Here is a 20,598-nt window from a genome sequence, read left to right on the forward strand (position 1 = left end):
AACAGATTTTCACTTAAATTGCATTCTCTTGCTTCCAATTTTTGAAATTGAGCATGAACTTCTGAATAGCTTCTGGTTCTTGAAGACTTTGTAAGGGATAAACAAACGGCGCCAACGGTCTTGCAGCTTTCTTTTGCAAGACAAAAATAGACTTGGCCATAGCAGCCTTCCCAAAGAGATTTGGTGGCAGGGCAATCATGGCAACGATATTGGCTTGTTCTTGTAACCAGCCTTTCAGTAAATCGCTTTGCGGACTAGTCAACAAATCATTTGGAGCCAAGAGAATAGCGAATCCATCCTTTTCCAGATATTTGAGGGACTGTTCCATGAGTAAATGATGGGCGTAGGTATGTTCATTTGGGCTGGCAACCTGATAACGGCTGGCAATCTGGTCATCTGGATAGTAGCCGATAGCTAAATCTCCCAAAATTACTTGACTTTCCTTCAAAATCTGCGGACGTACCGCATCTCCCTGAGCAAAAGAAATATCTGCCTGCATGACATCCGCAATACTTGCCGACAAATCAATCAAGAGGTCGTCCACTTCGATCCCCAAGTAATCCAATTCTTTCTGGCTGGCGTTGAGAATAGTCTGAGCTAGATTGCCTGTCCCCGAACCAATTTCCAGAACCGTCACCTTGGAAGCAGATACTAATTGGTCCACTAGAAAAGATAGGATAAATCCGATAGAGTCTGGTGTGAACTGGTGATTATACTGCATGGGTTCAGTCTGATTGGCCTTGATGAGCAGGAATTGGAAGGCACGACGCCATTCTTCCTTGGTTAAATCTAGTTGTTTCAAGGTCTTGTTATTATTGACAACAAGATCTGTCTCATGCTGACCAGCTACGTAAGCAGCATTTTGCTCAATCATGGCATCATAGATATTGGTGCCTAGCTGGTTTTGGATAGTCTGTACGTTTTCTAATAGCAGGTCGTAAGCCTGTTCGATCTTTTCAAAATTCATACTCTTATCTTATCAAAAATTCACAGACTTTGCACCAAAAAGGAGAGCGAGTCAACTCACCCTCCTTCTGAGGATAGCCCCAAAGGAAATTGATAGGTATACAGACCATCACTTGTTAACTCAACTGCAACCAATAGTTGGTCACCTTTAAGTTGATAACGAGCCTGTCCCTCTTGAAAGGAGACCCTTCCTCCATCCTCCTTCTGCTTAGAACCTGTGGTTAAATTTGCTTCCTTTTCATTCACCGCCGCTCCCGCAACTATTTTTTCTACTTGTAGGTCCTGCTCGACTTTGTCCAAGACCATCTGAGCCATGATATAAGCAGTCGTTTCTTGCCTTGCCACCTGTACCAAGCGACTCTCAGCCTCTTGGCGGTGGAGATAAAACTGAAGCAAAAGACTAAAAACCGCCAGCATCAAAAGGGCATAGAGCAGGATGCCCGCCTTAACTTTTTTCTTTAAAAGCATAGATAAAGGTCCGCTCCTCTCCGTTTTTAAAGCTAAAGTCGATGCGCACCAGCTGGTTTTCTTGGGAAATAGCTGTGCTATCCACCTGATAGAGCATGGGCTGGTAGCCCTGTCCCCTGTCATTTGTTTTCCGAAAATCATCCGACCGTGACTTACCAAAGGCCAAAGCCTGCCCTCCCTTATCAACATAGACCTTGCCATTTTCAACCTTGACCAAGTCAGCCTGGTCCCACTCCGACCGCAATTGACTAGAGAAGACCAACCATTCCTTTTGAACGGTCTGACCTTGATAATGCGCTTCTTGGACCAGCAGTTTTGACAAGCCTTCAAAGACCAGAAGACTACCTGAAAGAATGACTAAGGCTACCAAGCATTCCAAGAGAGTAAAAGCAGGAATTTTACTTTTTAACAACCGATAAAACCTCCTTTCCCTCGTGGAAAACAATCATCTTATCTGCTGTTCGTTGAACCTGAACTGTAACACCGTTTAAGGCTAGGTTATCTTGCTCGGTCTGAACAGCCATCTGTGCTAGATTGAGAACCTCCTGTTGTTCCAATTCCCAAGCCTGTCGCCTACGACCTGCATCCACCGCTGACAAAATCAAGCTGCAAATAGTCACTAGGGTCGCAAGGGCAACCAGACTTTCTAGCAAAATATAAGCCTTATTCTTCTGTTTTCTTATAGCGACCACTCCCTATATATAATTGATACGTGACTGTCTTTCGACTAAGCCGAAAACGAATCTTGGCCAGAGAAGAATTTCCACCATTTTCTTCAAATGTGATGGTCTTCCCTTCCAATACTTCTACATTTCTGGGTACCTCTACAGCCTGATGACCATTTGTAACCTCCTGTCCACCGATAGCTAGACTCACTGTTTGGTGGGAACTAGCTGCCAGTTTCTGACTGTCTTTATAGATGCCCTCAAATTCCCAGAGAAAAATCTCTTCCTGGACAGACTGAAAGGCCGTTTGCACCGTTCCCGACAGGCTGATTGCCAGAAAGCTGATGACAAATAAGGTTAGCAGGCTTTCAAACAGGGTAAAAGCCTTATTTTTTCGCCGTAGCATACTGCTCCGCTTGTTTTGGTGTAATATAACCAGCCTTTTGCAAGTCCTCCACCGTTGCTTCCTTATCATATTCCAATTCATAGAGCTCCATCTGGCTTTCCACTACTTTGACAACTGCCGCATCCCCCTTCTTCTGAATAGCATCCTTCTGCTGGCTCAAATTTGGCACAAAAAGGAGCAAGAGCAGGCTAATGATCCCCAAAACGACTAACATTTCCACCAGAGTGAACCCTTTTACCTTCATTTCAATTAATTTTTTCATTTTACAACTCCATATTTTGATAAATCGGCAGCAACATGGCTGCGTAGATAAGCACGACCATTAAGGCCACAAAGAGAAAGACCAGCGGTTGAATCAGCTGCATGGCTCTATTAACCCGAGAGAAAAAATCCTCCCAGCACTCGGCTGCATAGACTGTCAACTCGCCACCCAACTTGGACTTGACCTGACCATACTCGACAATCAAACTCAGCTCCCGCTTAAAAAAGGCATAGGTCTTAATGTGTTCGTGAAAACTCTGACCATTGGAAAGCGACTGCTCCAGGTCCTGTCCAATCTCTCGAAAGAGCTGCGATTGCTGCTCCTGCATCAAGCCTACAATCTGCGGCAGGTCCAAGCCTTGCCCAATCAAATTCCCCCACTCCCTGGCGTAATAGGCCGTCAGATAGGTTTGGATGAGTTTTCCGAAAAATGGCAGAGCTGCTAAGCAGGAAAAGACCTTGATTTTGTTAGTTTTGCGAAACCAAGCCATACCAGCTAAGACCGCTACCAAACCAAGTCCACAGAAGGATAAAAAGATAGTCGGCAGATGATTAATTAGCATGGTCGCTGCATTGCCTTCCTCCAACTGGGGCAGAAGATAGTTTTTCAAGCCCAGCATAATCAAGAGCAGAAAACCAAGTAATATAATCGGATAGGTCGCCACTTCAATCAATTTTTTACGAACCTTGCTGACATTTTCCAGATAGGACTGGATATGGCTCAAACTCAGGCTGGTATTGCCATGAACTTCTGCCAGAGCCACCTGTGTGACCACCGCATCTGAAAACCGCAAATCCGCCAGCAAACTTGAAAAGGGTTTTCCTGCTAACAGCCCGTCTGACAAGACCTGGGTATAGGGATCTGCCAGAAGCTGACTGCGTTTGAGAAAATCAACAATCTCCCCCAGATGAAAACCACTAGCAAAAAGATTATTGAAAAGCTCAATGACCTTACGCTGGCGAACCAAGGGTAATTTTTTCTGTTTCTGCCTGCTGAAGACTGATATGTCCTGCTGCAAAAAGGCGATCAATTTGCGCATTCCACTGGTCTGCGGAATGATTTTGGTAATTTTCCTTCGCAAAATCTACTACACCTCCTCCCCCAATCAAACGTTGATAGGCAATCCCTTGAAGGGCATTGTTTAACTCCTCAGGGCTGACACCTAGTTCTAACATACGGGCATAGACACCTGAAATAGACCTTGCATGAACTGTTGAGAAAACGGTAGCTCCCGTCAGGCTGGCTCGAATGACTGCTCGAGCGGTTTCCGCATCCCGAATCTCACCAATGATGAGCAAGTCTGGTCGATGGCGGAGGGACAGTTTGATCAGATTGTCGTAGGTGGCTCCGATGGCTTCATTGAGCTGGAGTTGCAGCATGTCCTCCTGTTTGATTTCGACAGGATCCTCGATGGTCAAAATCTGCTTGTCTGGGAATTTTAGCCTGGCAAGATGGTACATAAGTGTGGTCTTACCAGAGCCGACTGGACCCGAAAAAAGGTAGAGCCCTCGTCCCTTGATTTCTTCTGCAAGTCGCTCAGCTGCCTCAAACCAGAACTTGAGTTCCTTGTCATTGTCATAGAGCAGGCGGATAACCAAACTTTCCTTACCACGATAATCACCGACAGTTGATAAGCGAAGTGAAATCTCTCCGCTACCATAATCATAGTCACAGGACCCCTGCTGGCTACGGCGTTTTTCACCAACATTTAAACCTGCTAAAAACTTGAAATGGCTAATAATGGCTATTACTTCTTCCTCAGCCACGTCTTGCACAAACTCCCGTTCATCCATGATGCGATGATAGACTTGATAGCCCTGACCACGAGGAACCAGATAAATATCACTGACCCTATCTGCCACCGCCTCTTCAATCATCTTTCTTGCTTTTTCTTGAATCATACAACCTCCTCATCCTATCAATTCGTAAGGAAACTTGATTTTCCATACTTTTTTGTTAAAATAATAAAAAAGCTTGGAGGTTCCTATGAAAAAATTAAAAAAAGGCGACGGTAAATCGCCAAATTTCCCACACTACTAACGTTTAAGTCAACATCTCAGCGCAGTGGTTGATTGGCAGATTTGTTCGTTTTACACTCCAAATCTAACCTAATCAACTGTGCGGGGGCGGTAAGACGAACTCTTTAAAGTCTTCGAGTTCTGTACCGCTCCCAGTCCCTCTTCATCTATTGAAAGAATTGGCGGTTTTGAAGCCAATCTTGCTGCCAAGGAAAAACTAGAAGCTCTGGGCTTCAAACTCACTTTCTCAGAACATTATTTTGAAAACGATATTTTTGATTCGGCTCCGATTGCCAGTCGTGTTGCGGACTTGGAAATAGCCTTTGCGGATGAGTCGGTCGATGCCATTCTGACAACCATTGGCGGTGTCAACTGCAACGAACTGCTGCCTTATCTGGATTTTGACCTGATTGCCCGCAATCAGAAGATTTTCTGTGGTTATTCGGATACGACCGCCCTGCTCAATGCCATCTACGCCAAGACAGGCATGCAAACCTACATGGGTCCAGCTTATTCAAGCTTCAAAATGGTGCAAGCCCAAGAGTATCAAACAGAAGCCTGGCTCAAGGCTGTGACACAAGATTCCTATGAACTGACCCCGAGTCCAGAATGGTCCAGCGATGCCTGGTACCTACCAGACGCCCCTCGCACCTTTTACCAAACAGAGTGGAAAGTCTACAATCCAGGCCAGGCCTCTGGTATTGCCATCGGCGGAAACATATCAACCCTCAATCTACTGACTGGGACAGAGTTTGCACCCAGACCAGACAAATATATTCTATTTTTAGAAGAGGCGAAAGACGACGATTATCTCATTATCGCTCGTCATTTGACAGCTCTTCTACAAGCCTATCCAAATCCCCAAGCCCTTGTCTTCGGTCGTTTTCCTAAAGAAACCAAGATGACCGAGGAGATTTTGTTGGCGATTTTGGACAAGCACCCTATTCTCAAAAAAGTTCCTGTTCTCTACGATTTGGACTTTGCCCATACCCAGCCTCTTTTCACCATCACAATCGGTGGACAGGTAGAGCTTAACACCGAAGACTTTTCTATCAGATTCAGCTAAAAAGGATTGCTCACTAGGGCAATCCTTTTATGAATCATAATTGACACATTTTCCTTGTCTTAGCTTGCAAGGGCGAACTCGCGGTTGTTGTACCGGTTTAGTAGCAAACCCCCCAGGTAAATTTTCTCTCGCTTCTACCAACATCAGCGAATGATACCGCTGCAAATATTCATCGCACTCCTCACACCAATGCTGGTCTGATTCATCCCAAAAAGCCACCATCGTTCCATTCTTACTTTTCTTCATTGGAAAATCCTCTGATAGCCGTACCCACTCTTTTTGAAAGGCATTCAGTGCATCCTCATAGCGATCAAAAGCAGCCCTACTGGTAACATCCTCTTCCCAACCATCTAAGAACCACCAGGGTTCAAAATCTCCATACATTTTAATAACTTGATACATAATATTACTTCCTTTTTCGTACACATTATATCGAAATTGTATGATTTAAGAAAACATTCTGCTTGTTAATTCCTTATCAAGTCATATATATGTTTCTTTCCGAATATCAAAAAGCACATCCCTCAAAGAGAGATGTGCCATCTTAATTACTCAGTTACTGCAGCAAGCTCTGCTTCTGCTGCAAGTTCTTCAGCTACTGTGTCTTCAATGATTTCAACTTCATTGATGGCTTGTGGTTCGAGATTACGGTAGCGGGCCATACCTGTACCTGCTGGGATAATCTTACCGATAATAACGTTCTCTTTAAGACCGAGAAGGTTGTCACGTTTACCACGAATAGCTGCATCTGTAAGAACGCGAGTTGTTTCTTGGAAGGATGCGGCAGACAAGAATGAGTTGGTTTCAAGGGACGCTTTTGTGATACCCATAAGAACTGGACGAGCTGTTGCCGGAATACCACCTGCAATAACCACTTCCGCATTGGCATCTGTAAAGTCGGTAATATCCATGAGGGTACCCATGAGAAGATCTGTATCTCCTGGATCCATGACACGAACTTTACGAAGCATTTGGCGAACCATTACCTCGATGTGCTTGTCGCCGATTTCTACACCCTGGCTACGGTAAACTTTTTGAACTTCAGAAAGAAGGTAAGTTTCAACCGCCAAGACATCACGGACTTCAAGCAAGCGTTTTGGTTGGATAGAACCTTCGGTAAGGGCTGCTCCACGCGCAACTTGGTCACCAACTTCAACCTTCATACGGGCTGTAAATGGAACCACATATTCGCCTTCGCCAGTTTTACCTTTAACAAAGACTTTCTTGGTACGAGTAGAAGCATCTTCTTCAATAGCGATAACTTCACCTTTAACCTCAGTGATAACCGCTTCCCCTTTCGGATTACGGGCTTCAAAGATCTCTTGGACACGAGGAAGACCCTGCGTAATATCGCTGTTTGAGGCTACACCACCCGTGTGGAAGGTACGCATTGTAAGCTGTGTACCAGGTTCACCGATAGATTGAGCTGCAATCGTACCAACTGCTTCACCCACTTCAACCGCATCACCTGTTGCCAAGTTGATACCGTAACAATGACGGCAGACACCGTGACGAGTGTTACATGTAAATACGCTACGGATGGTTACTTGTTCAACACCTGCATTGACAATTTCACGGGCAATATCTTCCGTAATCAATTGGTTTGGACCAATGATAACGGCACCCGTTTCAGGATGTTTAACAGTTTTCTTAGTGTAACGACCTTGCAAACGCTCTTCAAGTGGCTCAATCATTTCCTTGCCATCTGTGATTGAACGGATGTCAAGGCCACGGTCTGTTCCACAGTCGTCTTCACGGATAATAACGTCTTGGGCAACGTCAACCAGACGACGAGTCAGATAACCTGAATCGGCTGTCTTCAAGGCCGTATCCGTCATACCCTTACGGGCACCGTGAGTTGAGAAGAACATTTCCAAAACAGAAAGACCTTCACGGAAGTTAGACAAGATAGGCAATTCCATGATACGTCCGTTCGGAGCTGACATCAGACCACGCATACCGGCCAACTGGGAGAAGTTGGAAATGTTACCACGGGCACCAGAGTCCATCATCATAACGATTGGGTTCTTCGGATCTTGTTTTTCAACCAGACGTTTTTCCAATTTTTCCTTAGCTGAACGCCATTCATCTGTAACAGCTGCATAACGCTCATCGTCAGTAATCATACCACGACGGAATTGTTTCTTGATTTGTTCTACACGTTCGTGAGATTCTTCAATGATTTCTGCCTTGTTGTCGATGACTGGGATATCGGCAATACCCACTGTCAAACCAGCAAGTGTTGAGTGATAGTAACCCAAGTCTTTCAAACGGTCAAGCAGGGCTGATGTTTCAGTTGTACGGAAACGCTTGAAGATTTCAGCGATGATATTACCAAGATTTTTCTTCTTGAATGGTTGGTTGATTGGCAATTCTGCAATAGCAGCCTTGATATCTGATCCTGGTTCCAAGAAGTATTTATCAGGAGTTCCTTCTGTCAAGTTAGCATTATTTGGCTCTTGCAAGTATGGAAGGCCTTCTGGCATAATCGCGTTGAACAAGATTTTTCCGACAGTTGTCATCATGACCTTGTGTTTTTGGTTATCTTTCCAAGGTTTATCAAGGCTATCTGTTGCGATACCAACACGAGTATGCAAGTGAACATAGCCATTGCGGTAAGCCATAACAGCCTCATCCGCATCCTTGAAGACCATGCCTTCACCTTCACGACCAGCATCTTCCATGGTCAAGTAGTAGTTACCCAAAACCATATCCTGAGATGGTGTTACGACTGGTTTACCATCTTTAGGGTTAAGGATGTGTTCTGCCGCAAGCATAAGGATACGTGCTTCTGCTTGTGCTTCTTCTGACAATGGAACGTGAATCGCCATCTGGTCACCGTCAAAGTCGGCGTTGTAGGCTTCACAGACAAGCGGGTGCAAACGAAGGGCTTTACCGTCGATCAGAACTGGCTCAAAAGCCTGGATACCCAAACGGTGAAGGGTAGGTGCGCGGTTCAAAAGAACTGGGTGTTCTTTGATCACTTCTTCCAAAATATCCCAGATGCGATCATCCCCACGTTCAATCAAACGTTTTGCAGCTTTTACGTTACCAGCAATATCACGGGCAACGATTTCGCGCATGACAAACGGTTTGAAGAGCTCGATAGCCATTTCGCGTGGCACACCACATTGGTACATTTTAAGAGTTGGACCAACGGCGATAACGGAACGTCCTGAGAAGTCAACACGCTTACCAAGCAAGTTTTGACGGAAACGTCCTTGCTTACCTTTAAGCATGTGGCTGAGTGATTTAAGCGGACGGCTACCTGGTCCTGTGATTGGACGACCACGGCGACCGTTGTCAATCAAAGCATCCACAGCTTCTTGAAGCATCCGTTTTTCGTTTTGTACGATAATTCCTGGAGCATTAAGTTCCAAAAGACGTGCCAAACGGTTGTTACGGTTGATAACACGGCGGTAGAGTTCGTTCAAGTCTGATGCGGCAAAACGACCACCATCCAATTGAACCATCGGACGCAAATCTGGTGGAATAACAGGAAGGATGTTGAGAATCATCCATTCAGGCTTGTTACCAGATTTGTAGAAGGCATCCAATACATCCAAACGACGAACTGCTTTAATGCGTTTTTGACCAGAAGCTGTTTTCAATTCTTCTTTCAAAGCTGCGATTTCTTTTGGAAGATCGACTTGTTTCAAGAGGTCTTGGATGGCTTCTGCACCCATTTTGGCAACGAATGAACCATAACCATATTCACGCAAACGCTCACGGTATTCGCGCTCAGTCATGATTGACTTGTGCTCAAGCGGTGTATCTTTTGGATCGATCACCACGTAAGCTGCGAAGTAGATAACTTCTTCCAAGGCACGTGGGCTCATATCCAAGGTCAAGCCCATACGGCTTGGAATCCCTTTGAAATACCAAATGTGTGAAATTGGTGCTTTCAACTCAATGTGTCCCATACGTTCACGACGTACTTTTGCACGAGTCACTTCAACGCCACAGCGGTCACAAGTAATCCCTTTATAACGGATACGCTTGTATTTACCACATGAACACTCCCAGTCTTTTGTTGGACCAAAGATGACTTCGTCAAAGAGTCCATCACGTTCTGGTTTAAGTGTCCGATAGTTGATTGTTTCAGGTTTTTTAACCTCACCGTAAGACCATGAACGAACCTTACTTGGTGAAGCTAACGTGATTTGCATACTTTTAAATCGATTTACGTCAACCACTAATAATCCCTTTCTTTTCTTGTGAGAGGCTGGATTCCCAGACCTCAAATTCTTGAACAATAATCGGCAGAATGGATAGCTGGTAAGCTATTCCTCTATCAAATCAGACGGTGGAAGACCGTTGGTCCTTGTCTCTTTCAGTTCTGAGATTTGGACCAACTTGTTCCATCCATTCTAATTATTCTTTGCCTTCTGCTTCTTCTGCTGCAAAGGCTGCGGCTGCGTCAGCTGCGGCTTTTGCACGTGCTTTTTCAAGATCATCTACGTGGATGATGTCATCATCTTCACCTTCATCAAGGTCACGCAATTCTACTTCATTGTTGTCTTCATCAAGGACACGCATATCCAAACCAAGTGATTGCAATTCTTTGACAAGAACGCGGAATGATTCTGGAACACCTGGTTTTGGAATTGGTTTACCTTTGGTGATGGCTTCATAGGCTTTAAGACGGCCTGTCACATCATCTGACTTGTAAGTCAAGATTTCTTGAAGGACGTTAGAAGCACCGTAGGCTTCAAGGGCCCAAACCTCCATCTCACCGAAACGCTGACCACCAAACTGAGCCTTACCTCCGAGTGGCTGTTGGGTAACGAGTGAGTATGGTCCGACTGAACGGGCGTGAAGTTTATCATCAACCATGTGGTGAAGCTTGATCATGTACATGACACCGACAGATACACGGTTATCAAATGGCTCACCTGTACGACCGTCGTAAAGAATGGTTTTGGCATCTGAATCCATACCTGCTTCTTTAACAGTTGACCAAAGGTCTTCTGAACTTGCACCATCGAAAACTGGTGTTGCGATATGAATGCCCAAGTTGCGAGCCGCCATACCCAAGTGAAGTTCCATAACCTGACCGATGTTCATACGTGATGGCACCCCGAGTGGGTTCAACATGATGTCAACTGGTGTTCCGTCTGGAAGATATGGCATATCCTCAACAGGTACAATACGTGAAACGACACCCTTGTTACCGTGACGACCGGCCATCTTATCTCCGACCTTGATCTTACGTTTTTGAGCGATGTAAACACGAACCAACATGTTAACACCTGATTGCAATTCATCACCGTTGGCACGAGTAAAGATTTTCACATCACGAACGACACCATCGGCACCGTGAGGTACACGAAGAGATGTATCACGTACTTCACGTGACTTGTCACCGAAGATAGCGTGCAAGAGGCGCTCTTCAGCAGAAAGATCTTTTTCACCTTTTGGTGTGACTTTACCAACAAGAATGTCCCCCTCTTTAACTTCGGCACCAATACGGATAATCCCCATTTCGTCCAAGTTGCGAAGAGCATCTTCACCAACGTTTGGAATTTCGCGAGTGATTTCTTCAGGGCCTAACTTGGTATCGCGTGTTTCTGATTCGTATTCTTCCAAGTGAACAGATGTATAGACATCGTCTTTCACAAGGCGCTCAGACATAATAACCGCGTCCTCGAAGTTGTAACCTTCCCAAGTCATGTAGGCAACGATAGGGTTTTGACCAAGAGCCATTTCCCCATTTTCCATAGAAGGTCCATCTGCGATGAAGTCGCCTTTTTCTACGATGTCACCCAATTTTACAAGGGTACGTTGGTTGTAAGCAGTACCAGAGTTTGAACGACGGAATTTAGAAATGTGGTAGACATCAAGCGAGCCGTCTTCACGACGCACTTCTACCTTGTCCGCATCTGCGTAGACAACCTTACCATCGTGTTGAGCGATGATTGCCGCACCTGAGTCGTGGGCAGCCTGGTATTCCATACCAGTACCAACGTAAGGTGCTTTTGGATCAATCAATGGAACAGCCTGACGTTGCATGTTGGCACCCATGAGGGCACGGTTGGAGTCATCGTTTTCCAAGAAAGGAATACATGCTGTCGCAACGGCAACTACCTGCTTAGGAGAAACGTCCATGAAATCTGCTGAATCTGCTGGGAACTCTTGGTTGTTACCTTGGTGACGTCCCATAACAATCTTATCAACGAAACGGTTGTTTTCATCAAGTGGAGATGTTGATTGTGCTACGATGTAGGCATCTTCTTCATCCGCTGTCAACCAAACGATTTCGTTCGTTACTGTACCAGTTGCACGGTCGATCTTGCGGTATGGTGTTTGAATGAAACCATACTTGTTAAGGTGTCCGTAAGAAGACAAGTTGTTAATCAAACCGATGTTTGGTCCCTCAGGCGTTTCAATCGGACACATACGACCATAGTGAGTGTAGTGAACGTCTCGAACCTCATAACCAGCACGGTCACGAGTCAAACCACCAGGTCCCAAGGCTGACAAACGGCGTTTGTGAGACAACTCAGAAAGTGGGTTGTGTTGGTCCATGAACTGTGACAACTGAGATGAACCAAAGAATTCCTTGATTGCGGCTGTAACAGGACGGATATTGATGATTTGTTGTGGCGTCAATACTTCATTGTCTTGAACAGACATACGCTCACGCAAGTTACGTTCCATACGAGTCAAACCGATACGTACTTGGTTAGCAAGCAATTCACCAACGGCACGAATACGACGGTTACCCAAGTGGTCAATATCATCTACACGACCAAGACCCTCAGCCAAGTTGAGGAAGTAGCTCATTTCAGCCAAGATGTCCGCAGGTGTTACTGTACGTACGTTTTCTGCTGGATTAGCATTACCAATCACCGTCACAACACGTTCTGGATCCTTAGGAGCTACAATCTTGAATTTCTGCAAAAGAACTGGCTCAAGAAGAACAGCGTTGTCATTTGGAATATATTCTACCAAGTTGAGCTCATCGAATTGTGCTTCTACTTTTTCAAGCACATCACGACTCAATACAGTACCAGCTTCCAAGACGATTTCGCCTGTCTCACCGTTAATCACATGCTCAGCAAGTGTTTGGTTGAGCAAACGAGTACGGAGGTTGAGTTTTTTATTAATCTTGTAACGACCAACAGGTGCCAAGTCGTAACGACGTGGGTCAAAGAAACGAGCTGTTAAAAGGCTACGAGAGCTTTCAGCTGTCTTTGGTTCACCTGGACGAAGGCGCTCATAGATTTCCTTAAGCGCTTCATCCGTACGAGAATCTGCTGGATTTTTATGAATATCTTTTTCAATGGTATTGCGAACCAATTCGCTATCACCGAAGATGTCAAAGATTTCATCATCGCCTGAGAAACCAAGCGCACGAACAAGCGTTGTGAACGGAATCTTACGCGTACGGTCAATACGAGTGTAGGCAATGTCTTTTGAGTCTGTTTCCAATTCCAACCAAGCTCCACGGTTAGGGATAACCGTTGAACCATAACCTACTTTACCGTTCTTATCTACTTTATCATTGAAGTAGACACCTGGTGAACGAACCAACTGAGAAACGATGATCCGCTCTGCACCGTTGATGATGAAGGTACCCATTTCAGTCATGATTGGAAACTCACCGAAGAAGACTTCTTGCGTCTTGATCTCGCCAGTTTCTTTATTCACCAGACGGAAAGTTACATAAATTGGGGCTGAGTAGTTCGCATCATGCGCACGCGCCTCTTCCAATGTATATTTAGGTTCTTTCAATTCATAACCAACGAATTCCAATTCCATGGTATCCGTAAAGTTTGAAACTGGAAGTACATCTTCAAAGACTTCTTTCAAACCATAATCTAAAAAGTCTTGGAAAGAGTCCGTTTGGATTTCAATCAAATTTGGTAAATCAAGAACTTCCTTGATTCTTGAAAAACTACGACGGGTACGGTGCTTACCGTACTGAACTTCATGTCCTGCCAAGTTAATTCTCCTCTATTTTTCTATTGATTTTTCTGCAAAATCAAACACATTTGCCTTTTGTTAGAATTTTTAGAATCTTTAAGAATAGGTAACAATTCTCAAAAAATTCCTCATAGACACAAAAAGAGCAGCTAAATCTTCCTTTGAAAAAGTTTGATTTAACTGCTGCAAGCCTTGTCTGGACAATATTTCAAACAAGACACACGACAAATAATTTATACTATTATAGCACAAGTACTAGGAAAAATCAAGGTGAATCATTATTCACTTGCTCACTAGTTGCTGTTTGCGTTTCTGATGACTGGTTCGTGTTATTAGCTGAAGAACTCGTGCTAGTCCGAGTTGAACTGCTTCGTTGGGTTGAGCTACTTGATGTTAGTGTTTGGGAGCCGATAATTGTATTCCAAGCCTGTGCTCGGTCACTATCTGTCCCTCCAACCATGAAGTTATAGCTCGTTACTGGTGCACCATTTTTAGCCCAATAACTTGTTGTCATCGCACCGCCAACTGTTACTTGGCGCCCATTTACCTGTGTAGTCCCTGCACGTTGACCTGTAGAAGCAACGACGCTAGAAGCAATAACACCACTGTCTAATTCAAATTTTCCTGCGAACATATCCGCATTAACATTGTAAAGAGCATCAACCATATGGGCCACATATTGTGAATTATTGTGGTAGCCAGTCCAGACATACATTTCTGAGTTATCATCATTCCCAGCCCAGGTACCTAAAGTTACTCTAGGGGTCGATAGCATGAGCCACACGTCATTGACTTCATTACTTGTTCCCGTCTTACCGACGAAATCAGACGATGCTGCCTGTGGGTTTAAACCACTCAATCGACTCTTGAACGTCGTAGTATACCCAGAGTTGACAACCTGTCTCAAAAGCTGGTTCATGATACTTGCAGTTGCTTTAGAATAGACCTGAACTGGAGCAGCTTCATGCTGATACACTACTGTTCCATCAGAGGCAGTAATGCTTTCAACAATGTAATGTTTGTTATAAACACCACCATTTGCCAAAGTTTGATAGGCATTTGTATTTGTCAATACTGAAATTTCAACACCACCGCCCAACGGTACACTTTCAATATCGTACATAGGAATATGATAATTCATTTTATCCATGTACGCTTTGGCATCTACACCTGCATTTCTCATCATCTTATAGGTCCAAAAAGCAGGAATGTTAACAGAACGGTCAATAGCCGTCTGTAAGTTCATCATACCAGTACCACGTCCTGAACCATACATGATCGGTTGTCCACTTGAAAAGTTCGTTGGATAATCTGAAAGGATGCTGGCAGAACCTATCAAACCTTGATCAATCGCAATACCGTAAGCTAACAGAGGCTTGATGGTTGACGCTGGCGAACGAAGAGTATCAAAGGCATGGTTATTTTGGTTGGTTGCATAATCGCGACCACCCACAAATCCTAAAATGGCTCCTGTGGCATTATCAATTAACACACTACCTGTCTCAACATATTCGTTTCCATCATCCAAAACAGATCCATAGTTTGCCACAACAGACTGCATTGCCGCATAGATTTTTTGATCAACGGTACTCTTAATCGTGTAGCCACCTTGGCTCAATTCTTGCTTGGCCAACTCCTCATAGGATGCCTTTGTTTCATCATTTTTCAAGTCATTTTTAGAAACCTTGTCACGTTTCACCAGATAATCAAACATAACCTCCTGCGCTTCTTCCATGACCTTGTAATAGAGATAATCTTTCGTATCCGCCACTACAGGAGCTGGAGCAATAAAATCTTGTTTAATATCGTAGGCTTTATAGGTTTCGTATTCTTCCTTGGTCAAGAATGACGCCCGATACATATTAAAGAGAACATCTTGATAGCGTTCAATACCGTAAACCATATCTTCATCTGATTTACGTGTTCCATCTGATGCATAGGGAGAATAAACAATCGGACTTTGCGGTAAGCCTGCAATAAAAGCAGCCTGCGGAACAGTCAAGTCTTTCGCTGGTTTACCAAAAATTCCCTGAGCCGCAGCTTCTACCCCTGCAATATTTCGTCCCTGATTATTTCGACCAAATGGAGAAACATTTAGGTAAATGGTTAAAATCTCTTCCTTGGTCATATTCCGCTCTAATGCCAAAGCCGAAACAATCTCATTAGCCTTACGCGTAAAGGTTGGAGCATCTCCGACAAGTTGCTGTTTTATCAATTGCTGCGTCAAGGTTGAACCACCGCTAGATGAACCTAGACCAACTGATCCCAGTGCCGCACGCAAAATAGCCTTAGGCACAACCCCATTGTGGGTTTCAAATGTTTCATCCTCTGTCGCAATTACAGCCTGTTTTAGATAATTAGAGACCTCTTCCGAAGTAATGGGTACACGAAGCAAATCTGAATTAACTTCCGACACCAAGCTACCATCCGAATAGGTAACGGTGGAAATCCGACTAACTTCTGAAACCTTCGCTACCAGTTCCTCTGTTTTGGGAATCTTAACATCATCGAAAAGACTAACCACGAAACCAATTCCTATACCCGCACCAAAAAGACCGAATAGGAAGACCAAGACTGCTACTGAATTGAATAATAATTTCAGCGTCCGAAGGAAAACTCCCACTACATCCCCTAAGCCTAGGGCACTGATTTTCTTTTTAAAATCTTGCTTATCTGATTTAGTCGCCATATTAACTCCTTATCGTTCCATTATACCAAATTTTGTTTATTTTCCGCAATTTCATGGTATAATAGGAGAGAATTTTTTTAATGGTGAGATGCGGTTTTAGCTTGTAAAAAACTCAAAAACCAAAGCATCTTGTTGAAGGAGAAACGCATGAACATTTTTGAAGAACTAAAAGCACGTGGCTTGGTCTTTCAAACGACTGATGAAGAAGCCCTAGTAAAAGCATTAACAGAAGGGCAAGTATCCTATTATTCTGGCTACGACCCAACTGCCGACAGCCTGCATTTGGGGCATTTGGTACCAATCCTCGTCTGCCGTCACTTGCAATTAGCAGGGCACAAACCTTACGCTCTAGTTGGTGGAGCTACTGGTCTGATTGGCGACCCTTCCTTCAAGGATGCAGAGCGCAGCTTGCAAACCAAAGATACCGTAGACGGTTGGGTAACAAAAATCCAAGGTCAACTCTCTCGCTTCTTGGATTTTGAAAATGGTGACAACAAGGCCGAAATGGTCAACAACTACGACTGGTTCTCAGACATCAGCTTTATCGACTTCCTCCGTGATGTTGGTAAATACTACACAGTCAACTACATGATGAGCAAGGACTCTGTGAAAAAACGGATTGAAACAGGGATTTCCTACACCGAGTTTGCTTACCAAATTATGCAGGGTTATGACTTCTACGAGCTCAATGACAAGCACAATGTAACCCTACAAATCGGTGGTTCTGACCAGTGGGGCAACATGACAGCAGGTACTGAATTGCTTCGTCGCAAGGCTGACAAGTCTGGTCACGTGATGACTGTTCCTCTCATTACCGACTCAACAGGTAAGAAGTTTGGTAAGTCAGAAGGCAACGCTGTTTGGCTCGATGCCGACAAGACTTCACCGTATGAAATGTACCAATTCTGGCTCAATATCATGGACGACGATGCCGTTCGTTTCTTGAAAATCTTTACTTTCTTGTCACTTGATGAGATTGCTGAGATTGAAGAAAAATTTGACGCTGCCCGTCATGAACGCCTAGCTCAGAAGATTTTGGCTAAGGAAGTCGTGACATTGGTTCACGGTGAAGAAGCTTACAAACAAGCCCTTAACATCACCGAGCAATTATTCGCTGGCAACATCAAAAACCTATCCGCAAAAGAACTCAAACAGGGCCTCAGCAACGTTCCAAACTACGCTGTCCAGGCTGAAGACAACCTCAACATCGTTGAACTCTTGGTTACCTCTGGTATTGTCAACTCAAAACGCCAGGCTCGTGAAGACGTAGCAAATGGTGCCATCTATGTCAACGGTGAGCGTGTGCAGGATTTGGACTATACTCTTTCTGACAGCGACAAAATCGACGGCGAGTTGACCGTTATCCGTCGTGGGAAGAAGAAATATTCTGTTTTGACTTATTAATATTTTTCAAGGAAATCCTATGTGATTTCCTTTTCTGCTAACCTAGGAGAAATGACATGACCTGTATTTTTTGTCACCAACTCAATGAAAATGACATTCTCTACCAGACGGAGCATTTCAAGGTCGTCTGGGACATTGACCCTGTCCAAACAGGGCATCTGCTGATTATCAGCAAGGAACACTATGACACGCTCAGCCAAGTCCCTCCTGCTGTTCGCTATGAGCTATCAGACTTGGAAGTCTTGTTGACTGAAAAACTCTGTCAAGCATTGGCAATTGACGGCGTGACCATAGCCTGCAACGACCGCTTGTTTGATGCTGGCACCCATTTCCATGTCCACCTGATTCCACGCTTTCAATCAGACGGCTTCTGGGACCAAATTTCACTTGCACAAGTGCAACTGGATCTGACTCACTTTCTCAAAGCATTATAAAGAGCAGCCCGACGGCTGCTTTTTCACTTATATCAACTCTTCCACTTCATAGATAGTATCATCCAGCACCTCTTGGTACTGTTCCAAGTCATAGGCCACAGAGGTTTCCACCTCCGCCAACTGCTGATCCAGCTGGATTTTCACATCTTCCACCCCATCCATTTCCAAGAGGTGTTTGGTCACGTGCTTGACACAGTTTTGGCACGATAAGTTTTTCAATTTCAAAGTTTGCTTCATATTCTTTCTCCTTTTGCATGATGCCCACAGGTACATTGTCCCGCCAAACACCGACAAGCGATTTGCTCGGGTGCGGTCTTTTGTAGCTGAGAGATTTTGCTGGCCAGATTTTCTAGGCTTTTTTGGGAAAATGTCCCTGTGTCTAGCAGTTTTTCAACCAGTTGCCCCTGTTTTGTGGAACATATGGTAGCTAGTAAGAGCTCCACCTGCCCCTGCAAATGTTCCTCTTCACTGATCAGCGGGTAGTAGTGGTACTTGCTAGTTTCCTTAGCCATTCTCAAATAGTTTTTCTTCCGCAGCCGCCCTAAAAGTGTCTTAATGGTCGTCGCCTGCCAATCAAAGCCTTCCTGCAAGGCCTGAATAATTTCCTGAGAAGTCGCACCAGGCTGGGCCCACAAGACCCGCATGACCTGCCACTCCGCAGCAGAAATTGTCTGCTCCACACATTCACCTCCCAACAATCATTTTCTAACTTTAGTTTACGTTTGTAGTCAAAAATTGTCAAGAAGAAAGACTGAACATCTTGCCCAGTCTTCTCATTATTCTTAGTGAGCCAGCATTTCCTGACCAATTTCCAAACCAGTCAAACCAACAGGGTAGTATGTCGGCCAGTTTTCCAATTCTTCCAACAGTTTTTCTTGGCTCTCTCCACCAAAATAGATATGGAAGTGACCTGTTTTAACAGGGGCAATATTGTGGTCGCTAAATTGAACATACTTATAGTTACCAGCATTTGCATCCGTTGCTTCAAACAAGAAACGAACACCACGATTTCCTTTTTTGTAGGTCAAAATCTTATAGCCCACATACTTATACGTGAATTTTTCTTTCTTATCTCCCACTACAAATTCCATGGTATTATCTGTAATGTTAATTTGATCAACATCTGTTTTGTAGCCTGTATCGTAATAAGCCTTGTACTCTTCAGCTGTCATACCACCTTTGATCTTAGCCTTGTAATCCCAGACTTGATCCAGCGTCCCGTCCAGCAAGTATGGATAAACCGACTGCCACTCACCTGCATAATCTGAAAGAGTACGATCTTTTACGGCACTATCTTCAAAATAACCATTATAAACAGTTTGCGCAGTCTCAGCACCTTCTTCTGGCAAAATTTCAGAACCTTCTTGGGAAGTTGTTTTTTCAAGGGCAGTCAGATTATCTTCCATAACAGAAATATAATCCTTACCATTTTTCATATCCTCATCCGTCAAACTTTCAAGAGGATTAAGAACGTCCAACTGAACCCCAGTCTCTTTAGCAAGTGTTTCTGCAACAGATTTTGACGCATTTTCTTCAAAATAGATATACTTAATACCATATTTATTGATATACTCTGTCAATTCCGCTAGACGTGATGGAGTCGGATCCTCATCTGCAGCAACACCTGTAATAGAAACTTGTTTCAAACCATAGTCCAAAGCCAAATATGCAAATGCAGTATGTTGTGTAACAAAGTATTTCTGTTTCGCAGCAGATAATGTTTCAGAATACTTCATATCTAAAGCATCTAATTTCTCAATATAGGCTGCCGCATTTGTTTCAAAAGCATCTTTCTTTTCTGGGTATTTAGCTACCAAACTATCACGAATATTTTCTACAAGTGTGATGGCACGCTCAGGAGACAACCATACATGCGGATCATAAGCATGGCTATGGCCCTCCTCACTATGGTCGTGATCCTCACCTTCTTCACTACCTGGTAACAAAAGCATCCCTTCCGTCGCACTAATCACATTAACCTTTGTTGTATCAAGTGATTTTTCAACATCATGAACCCATGTTTCCATATTTTCATTTTCATAAACAAAAGCATCTGCCTCTTGGATACGAGCAATATCTTTAGCTGACGGCTCATAACCATGAACCTCTGTCCCAGCCTTAACCAACAGATCAACATTTGCCTCATCACCTGCCACCTGCTTGGTAAACTCATAAACAGGATAAAAGGTCGTTACAATATTCAACTTCCCATCTTCAGAAGCTGTGCTATTGCCACAAGCCCCTAAAAGCAAAGCTGAAACAGACAATAATAATAAACCAACTTTTTTCAT

The 20,598-nt window shown here is 44.1% G+C and carries 17 protein-coding genes and 1 pseudogene; 3 read left to right on the forward strand and 15 right to left on the reverse strand.

Features of this window, described 5'->3' with window-relative positions; genetic code table 11:
- Window positions 1–13 precede the first annotated feature (13 nt).
- Genes ODU45_RS04135 through comGA form a run of 8 tightly spaced genes read right to left on the reverse strand, consistent with a single transcriptional unit; the run spans window position 14 to window position 4,668 of the window.
- Window positions 14–967 (reverse strand): class I SAM-dependent methyltransferase, encoded by a 954-nt coding sequence (locus tag ODU45_RS04135; RefSeq protein ID WP_398580825.1) that lies wholly within the window; start codon window positions 965–967, stop codon window positions 14–16.
- 56 nt (window positions 968–1,023) lie between these two features.
- Complete coding sequence (gene comGG, locus ODU45_RS04140) at window positions 1,024–1,434, reverse strand: competence type IV pilus minor pilin ComGG (RefSeq protein WP_398580826.1); 411 nt, start codon at window positions 1,432–1,434, stop codon at window positions 1,024–1,026.
- The gene (comGF, locus tag ODU45_RS04145) at window positions 1,412–1,846 is read right to left on the reverse strand and encodes a competence type IV pilus minor pilin ComGF (protein ID WP_052506926.1); all 435 of its coding nucleotides are present in this window, start codon (window positions 1,844–1,846) and stop codon (window positions 1,412–1,414) included. Before comGF ends, comGG begins: the two co-directional genes overlap by 23 nt.
- Window positions 1,833–2,126: a competence type IV pilus minor pilin ComGE gene (gene comGE / locus ODU45_RS04150; RefSeq protein ID WP_044759014.1), complete on the reverse strand. Its 294-nt coding sequence runs from the start codon at window positions 2,124–2,126 to the stop codon at window positions 1,833–1,835. Before comGE ends, comGF begins: the two co-directional genes overlap by 14 nt.
- Window positions 2,098–2,505 (reverse strand): competence type IV pilus minor pilin ComGD, encoded by a 408-nt coding sequence (gene comGD / locus ODU45_RS04155; RefSeq protein WP_044759016.1) that lies wholly within the window; start codon window positions 2,503–2,505, stop codon window positions 2,098–2,100. Before comGD ends, comGE begins: the two co-directional genes overlap by 29 nt.
- Window positions 2,486–2,767 (reverse strand): competence type IV pilus major pilin ComGC, encoded by a 282-nt coding sequence (gene comGC, locus ODU45_RS04160; RefSeq protein WP_024385124.1) that lies wholly within the window; start codon window positions 2,765–2,767, stop codon window positions 2,486–2,488. Before comGC ends, comGD begins: the two co-directional genes overlap by 20 nt.
- Window position 2,768: 1 nt before the next feature.
- Window positions 2,769–3,806, reverse strand: coding sequence for a competence type IV pilus assembly protein ComGB (gene comGB, locus ODU45_RS04165; RefSeq protein WP_398580827.1), 1,038 nt, complete (start codon window positions 3,804–3,806; stop codon window positions 2,769–2,771).
- The gene (gene comGA, locus ODU45_RS04170) at window positions 3,718–4,668 is read right to left on the reverse strand and encodes a competence type IV pilus ATPase ComGA (RefSeq protein WP_398580828.1); all 951 of its coding nucleotides are present in this window, start codon (window positions 4,666–4,668) and stop codon (window positions 3,718–3,720) included. Before comGA ends, comGB begins: the two co-directional genes overlap by 89 nt.
- 271 nt (window positions 4,669–4,939) lie before the next feature.
- Between comGA and ODU45_RS04175 the strand changes: the two are divergent.
- Window positions 4,940–5,851, forward strand: a pseudogene (locus tag ODU45_RS04175) (S66 peptidase family protein); the annotation flags it as partial.
- Window positions 5,852–5,878: 27 nt separating this feature from the next.
- Here ODU45_RS04175 and ODU45_RS04180 read toward each other — a convergent pair.
- From ODU45_RS04180 to pbp1b, 4 genes are all read right to left on the reverse strand, one after another.
- Window positions 5,879–6,253 carry a DUF1033 family protein gene (locus ODU45_RS04180; RefSeq protein ID WP_398580829.1) on the reverse strand — a complete coding sequence of 125 codons (375 nt, stop codon included), beginning with the start codon at window positions 6,251–6,253 and terminating at the stop codon, window positions 5,879–5,881.
- Between the two features lie 146 nt (window positions 6,254–6,399).
- Window positions 6,400–10,047 (reverse strand): DNA-directed RNA polymerase subunit beta', encoded by a 3,648-nt coding sequence (gene rpoC / locus ODU45_RS04185; protein WP_024385119.1) that lies wholly within the window; start codon window positions 10,045–10,047, stop codon window positions 6,400–6,402.
- Between the two features lie 178 nt (window positions 10,048–10,225).
- Window positions 10,226–13,798 (reverse strand): DNA-directed RNA polymerase subunit beta, encoded by a 3,573-nt coding sequence (gene rpoB, locus ODU45_RS04190; protein ID WP_002936570.1) that lies wholly within the window; start codon window positions 13,796–13,798, stop codon window positions 10,226–10,228.
- Between the two features lie 247 nt (window positions 13,799–14,045).
- Complete coding sequence (gene pbp1b / locus ODU45_RS04195) at window positions 14,046–16,469, reverse strand: penicillin-binding protein PBP1B (RefSeq protein ID WP_105178947.1); 2,424 nt, start codon at window positions 16,467–16,469, stop codon at window positions 14,046–14,048.
- Between the two features lie 147 nt (window positions 16,470–16,616).
- Here pbp1b and tyrS point away from each other — a divergent pair, with 147 nt between their 5' ends.
- On the forward strand, window positions 16,617–17,873 hold the full coding sequence (gene tyrS / locus ODU45_RS04200) for a tyrosine--tRNA ligase (protein ID WP_136671590.1): 1,257 nt from the start codon (window positions 16,617–16,619) through the stop codon (window positions 17,871–17,873).
- Window positions 17,874–17,929: 56 nt separating this feature from the next.
- The gene (locus ODU45_RS04205) at window positions 17,930–18,307 is read left to right on the forward strand and encodes an HIT family protein (RefSeq protein WP_136647176.1); all 378 of its coding nucleotides are present in this window, start codon (window positions 17,930–17,932) and stop codon (window positions 18,305–18,307) included.
- 27 nt (window positions 18,308–18,334) lie between these two features.
- Here ODU45_RS04205 and ODU45_RS04210 read toward each other — a convergent pair whose 3' ends face one another.
- The 3 genes from ODU45_RS04210 to ODU45_RS04220 all read right to left on the reverse strand — a co-directional run bounded on the left by ODU45_RS04210 (window position 18,335) and on the right by ODU45_RS04220 (window position 20,598).
- On the reverse strand, window positions 18,335–18,544 hold the full coding sequence (locus tag ODU45_RS04210; RefSeq protein ID WP_024407356.1) for a heavy-metal-associated domain-containing protein: 210 nt from the start codon (window positions 18,542–18,544) through the stop codon (window positions 18,335–18,337).
- Entirely contained in the window at window positions 18,541–18,987 is a 447-nt protein-coding gene (locus ODU45_RS04215; protein WP_336382580.1) for a CopY/TcrY family copper transport repressor, read from the reverse strand. Before ODU45_RS04215 ends, ODU45_RS04210 begins: the two co-directional genes overlap by 4 nt.
- A gap of 102 nt (window positions 18,988–19,089) precedes the next feature.
- A complete protein-coding gene (locus ODU45_RS04220; RefSeq protein WP_044759031.1) occupies window positions 19,090–20,598 on the reverse strand; it encodes a zinc ABC transporter substrate-binding protein AdcA in 1,509 nt (502 codons plus the stop codon).

This window comes from Streptococcus sp. 2022WUSS135, assembly GCF_044427045.1.
GTDB lineage: Bacteria > Bacillota > Bacilli > Lactobacillales > Streptococcaceae > Streptococcus > Streptococcus hashimotonensis.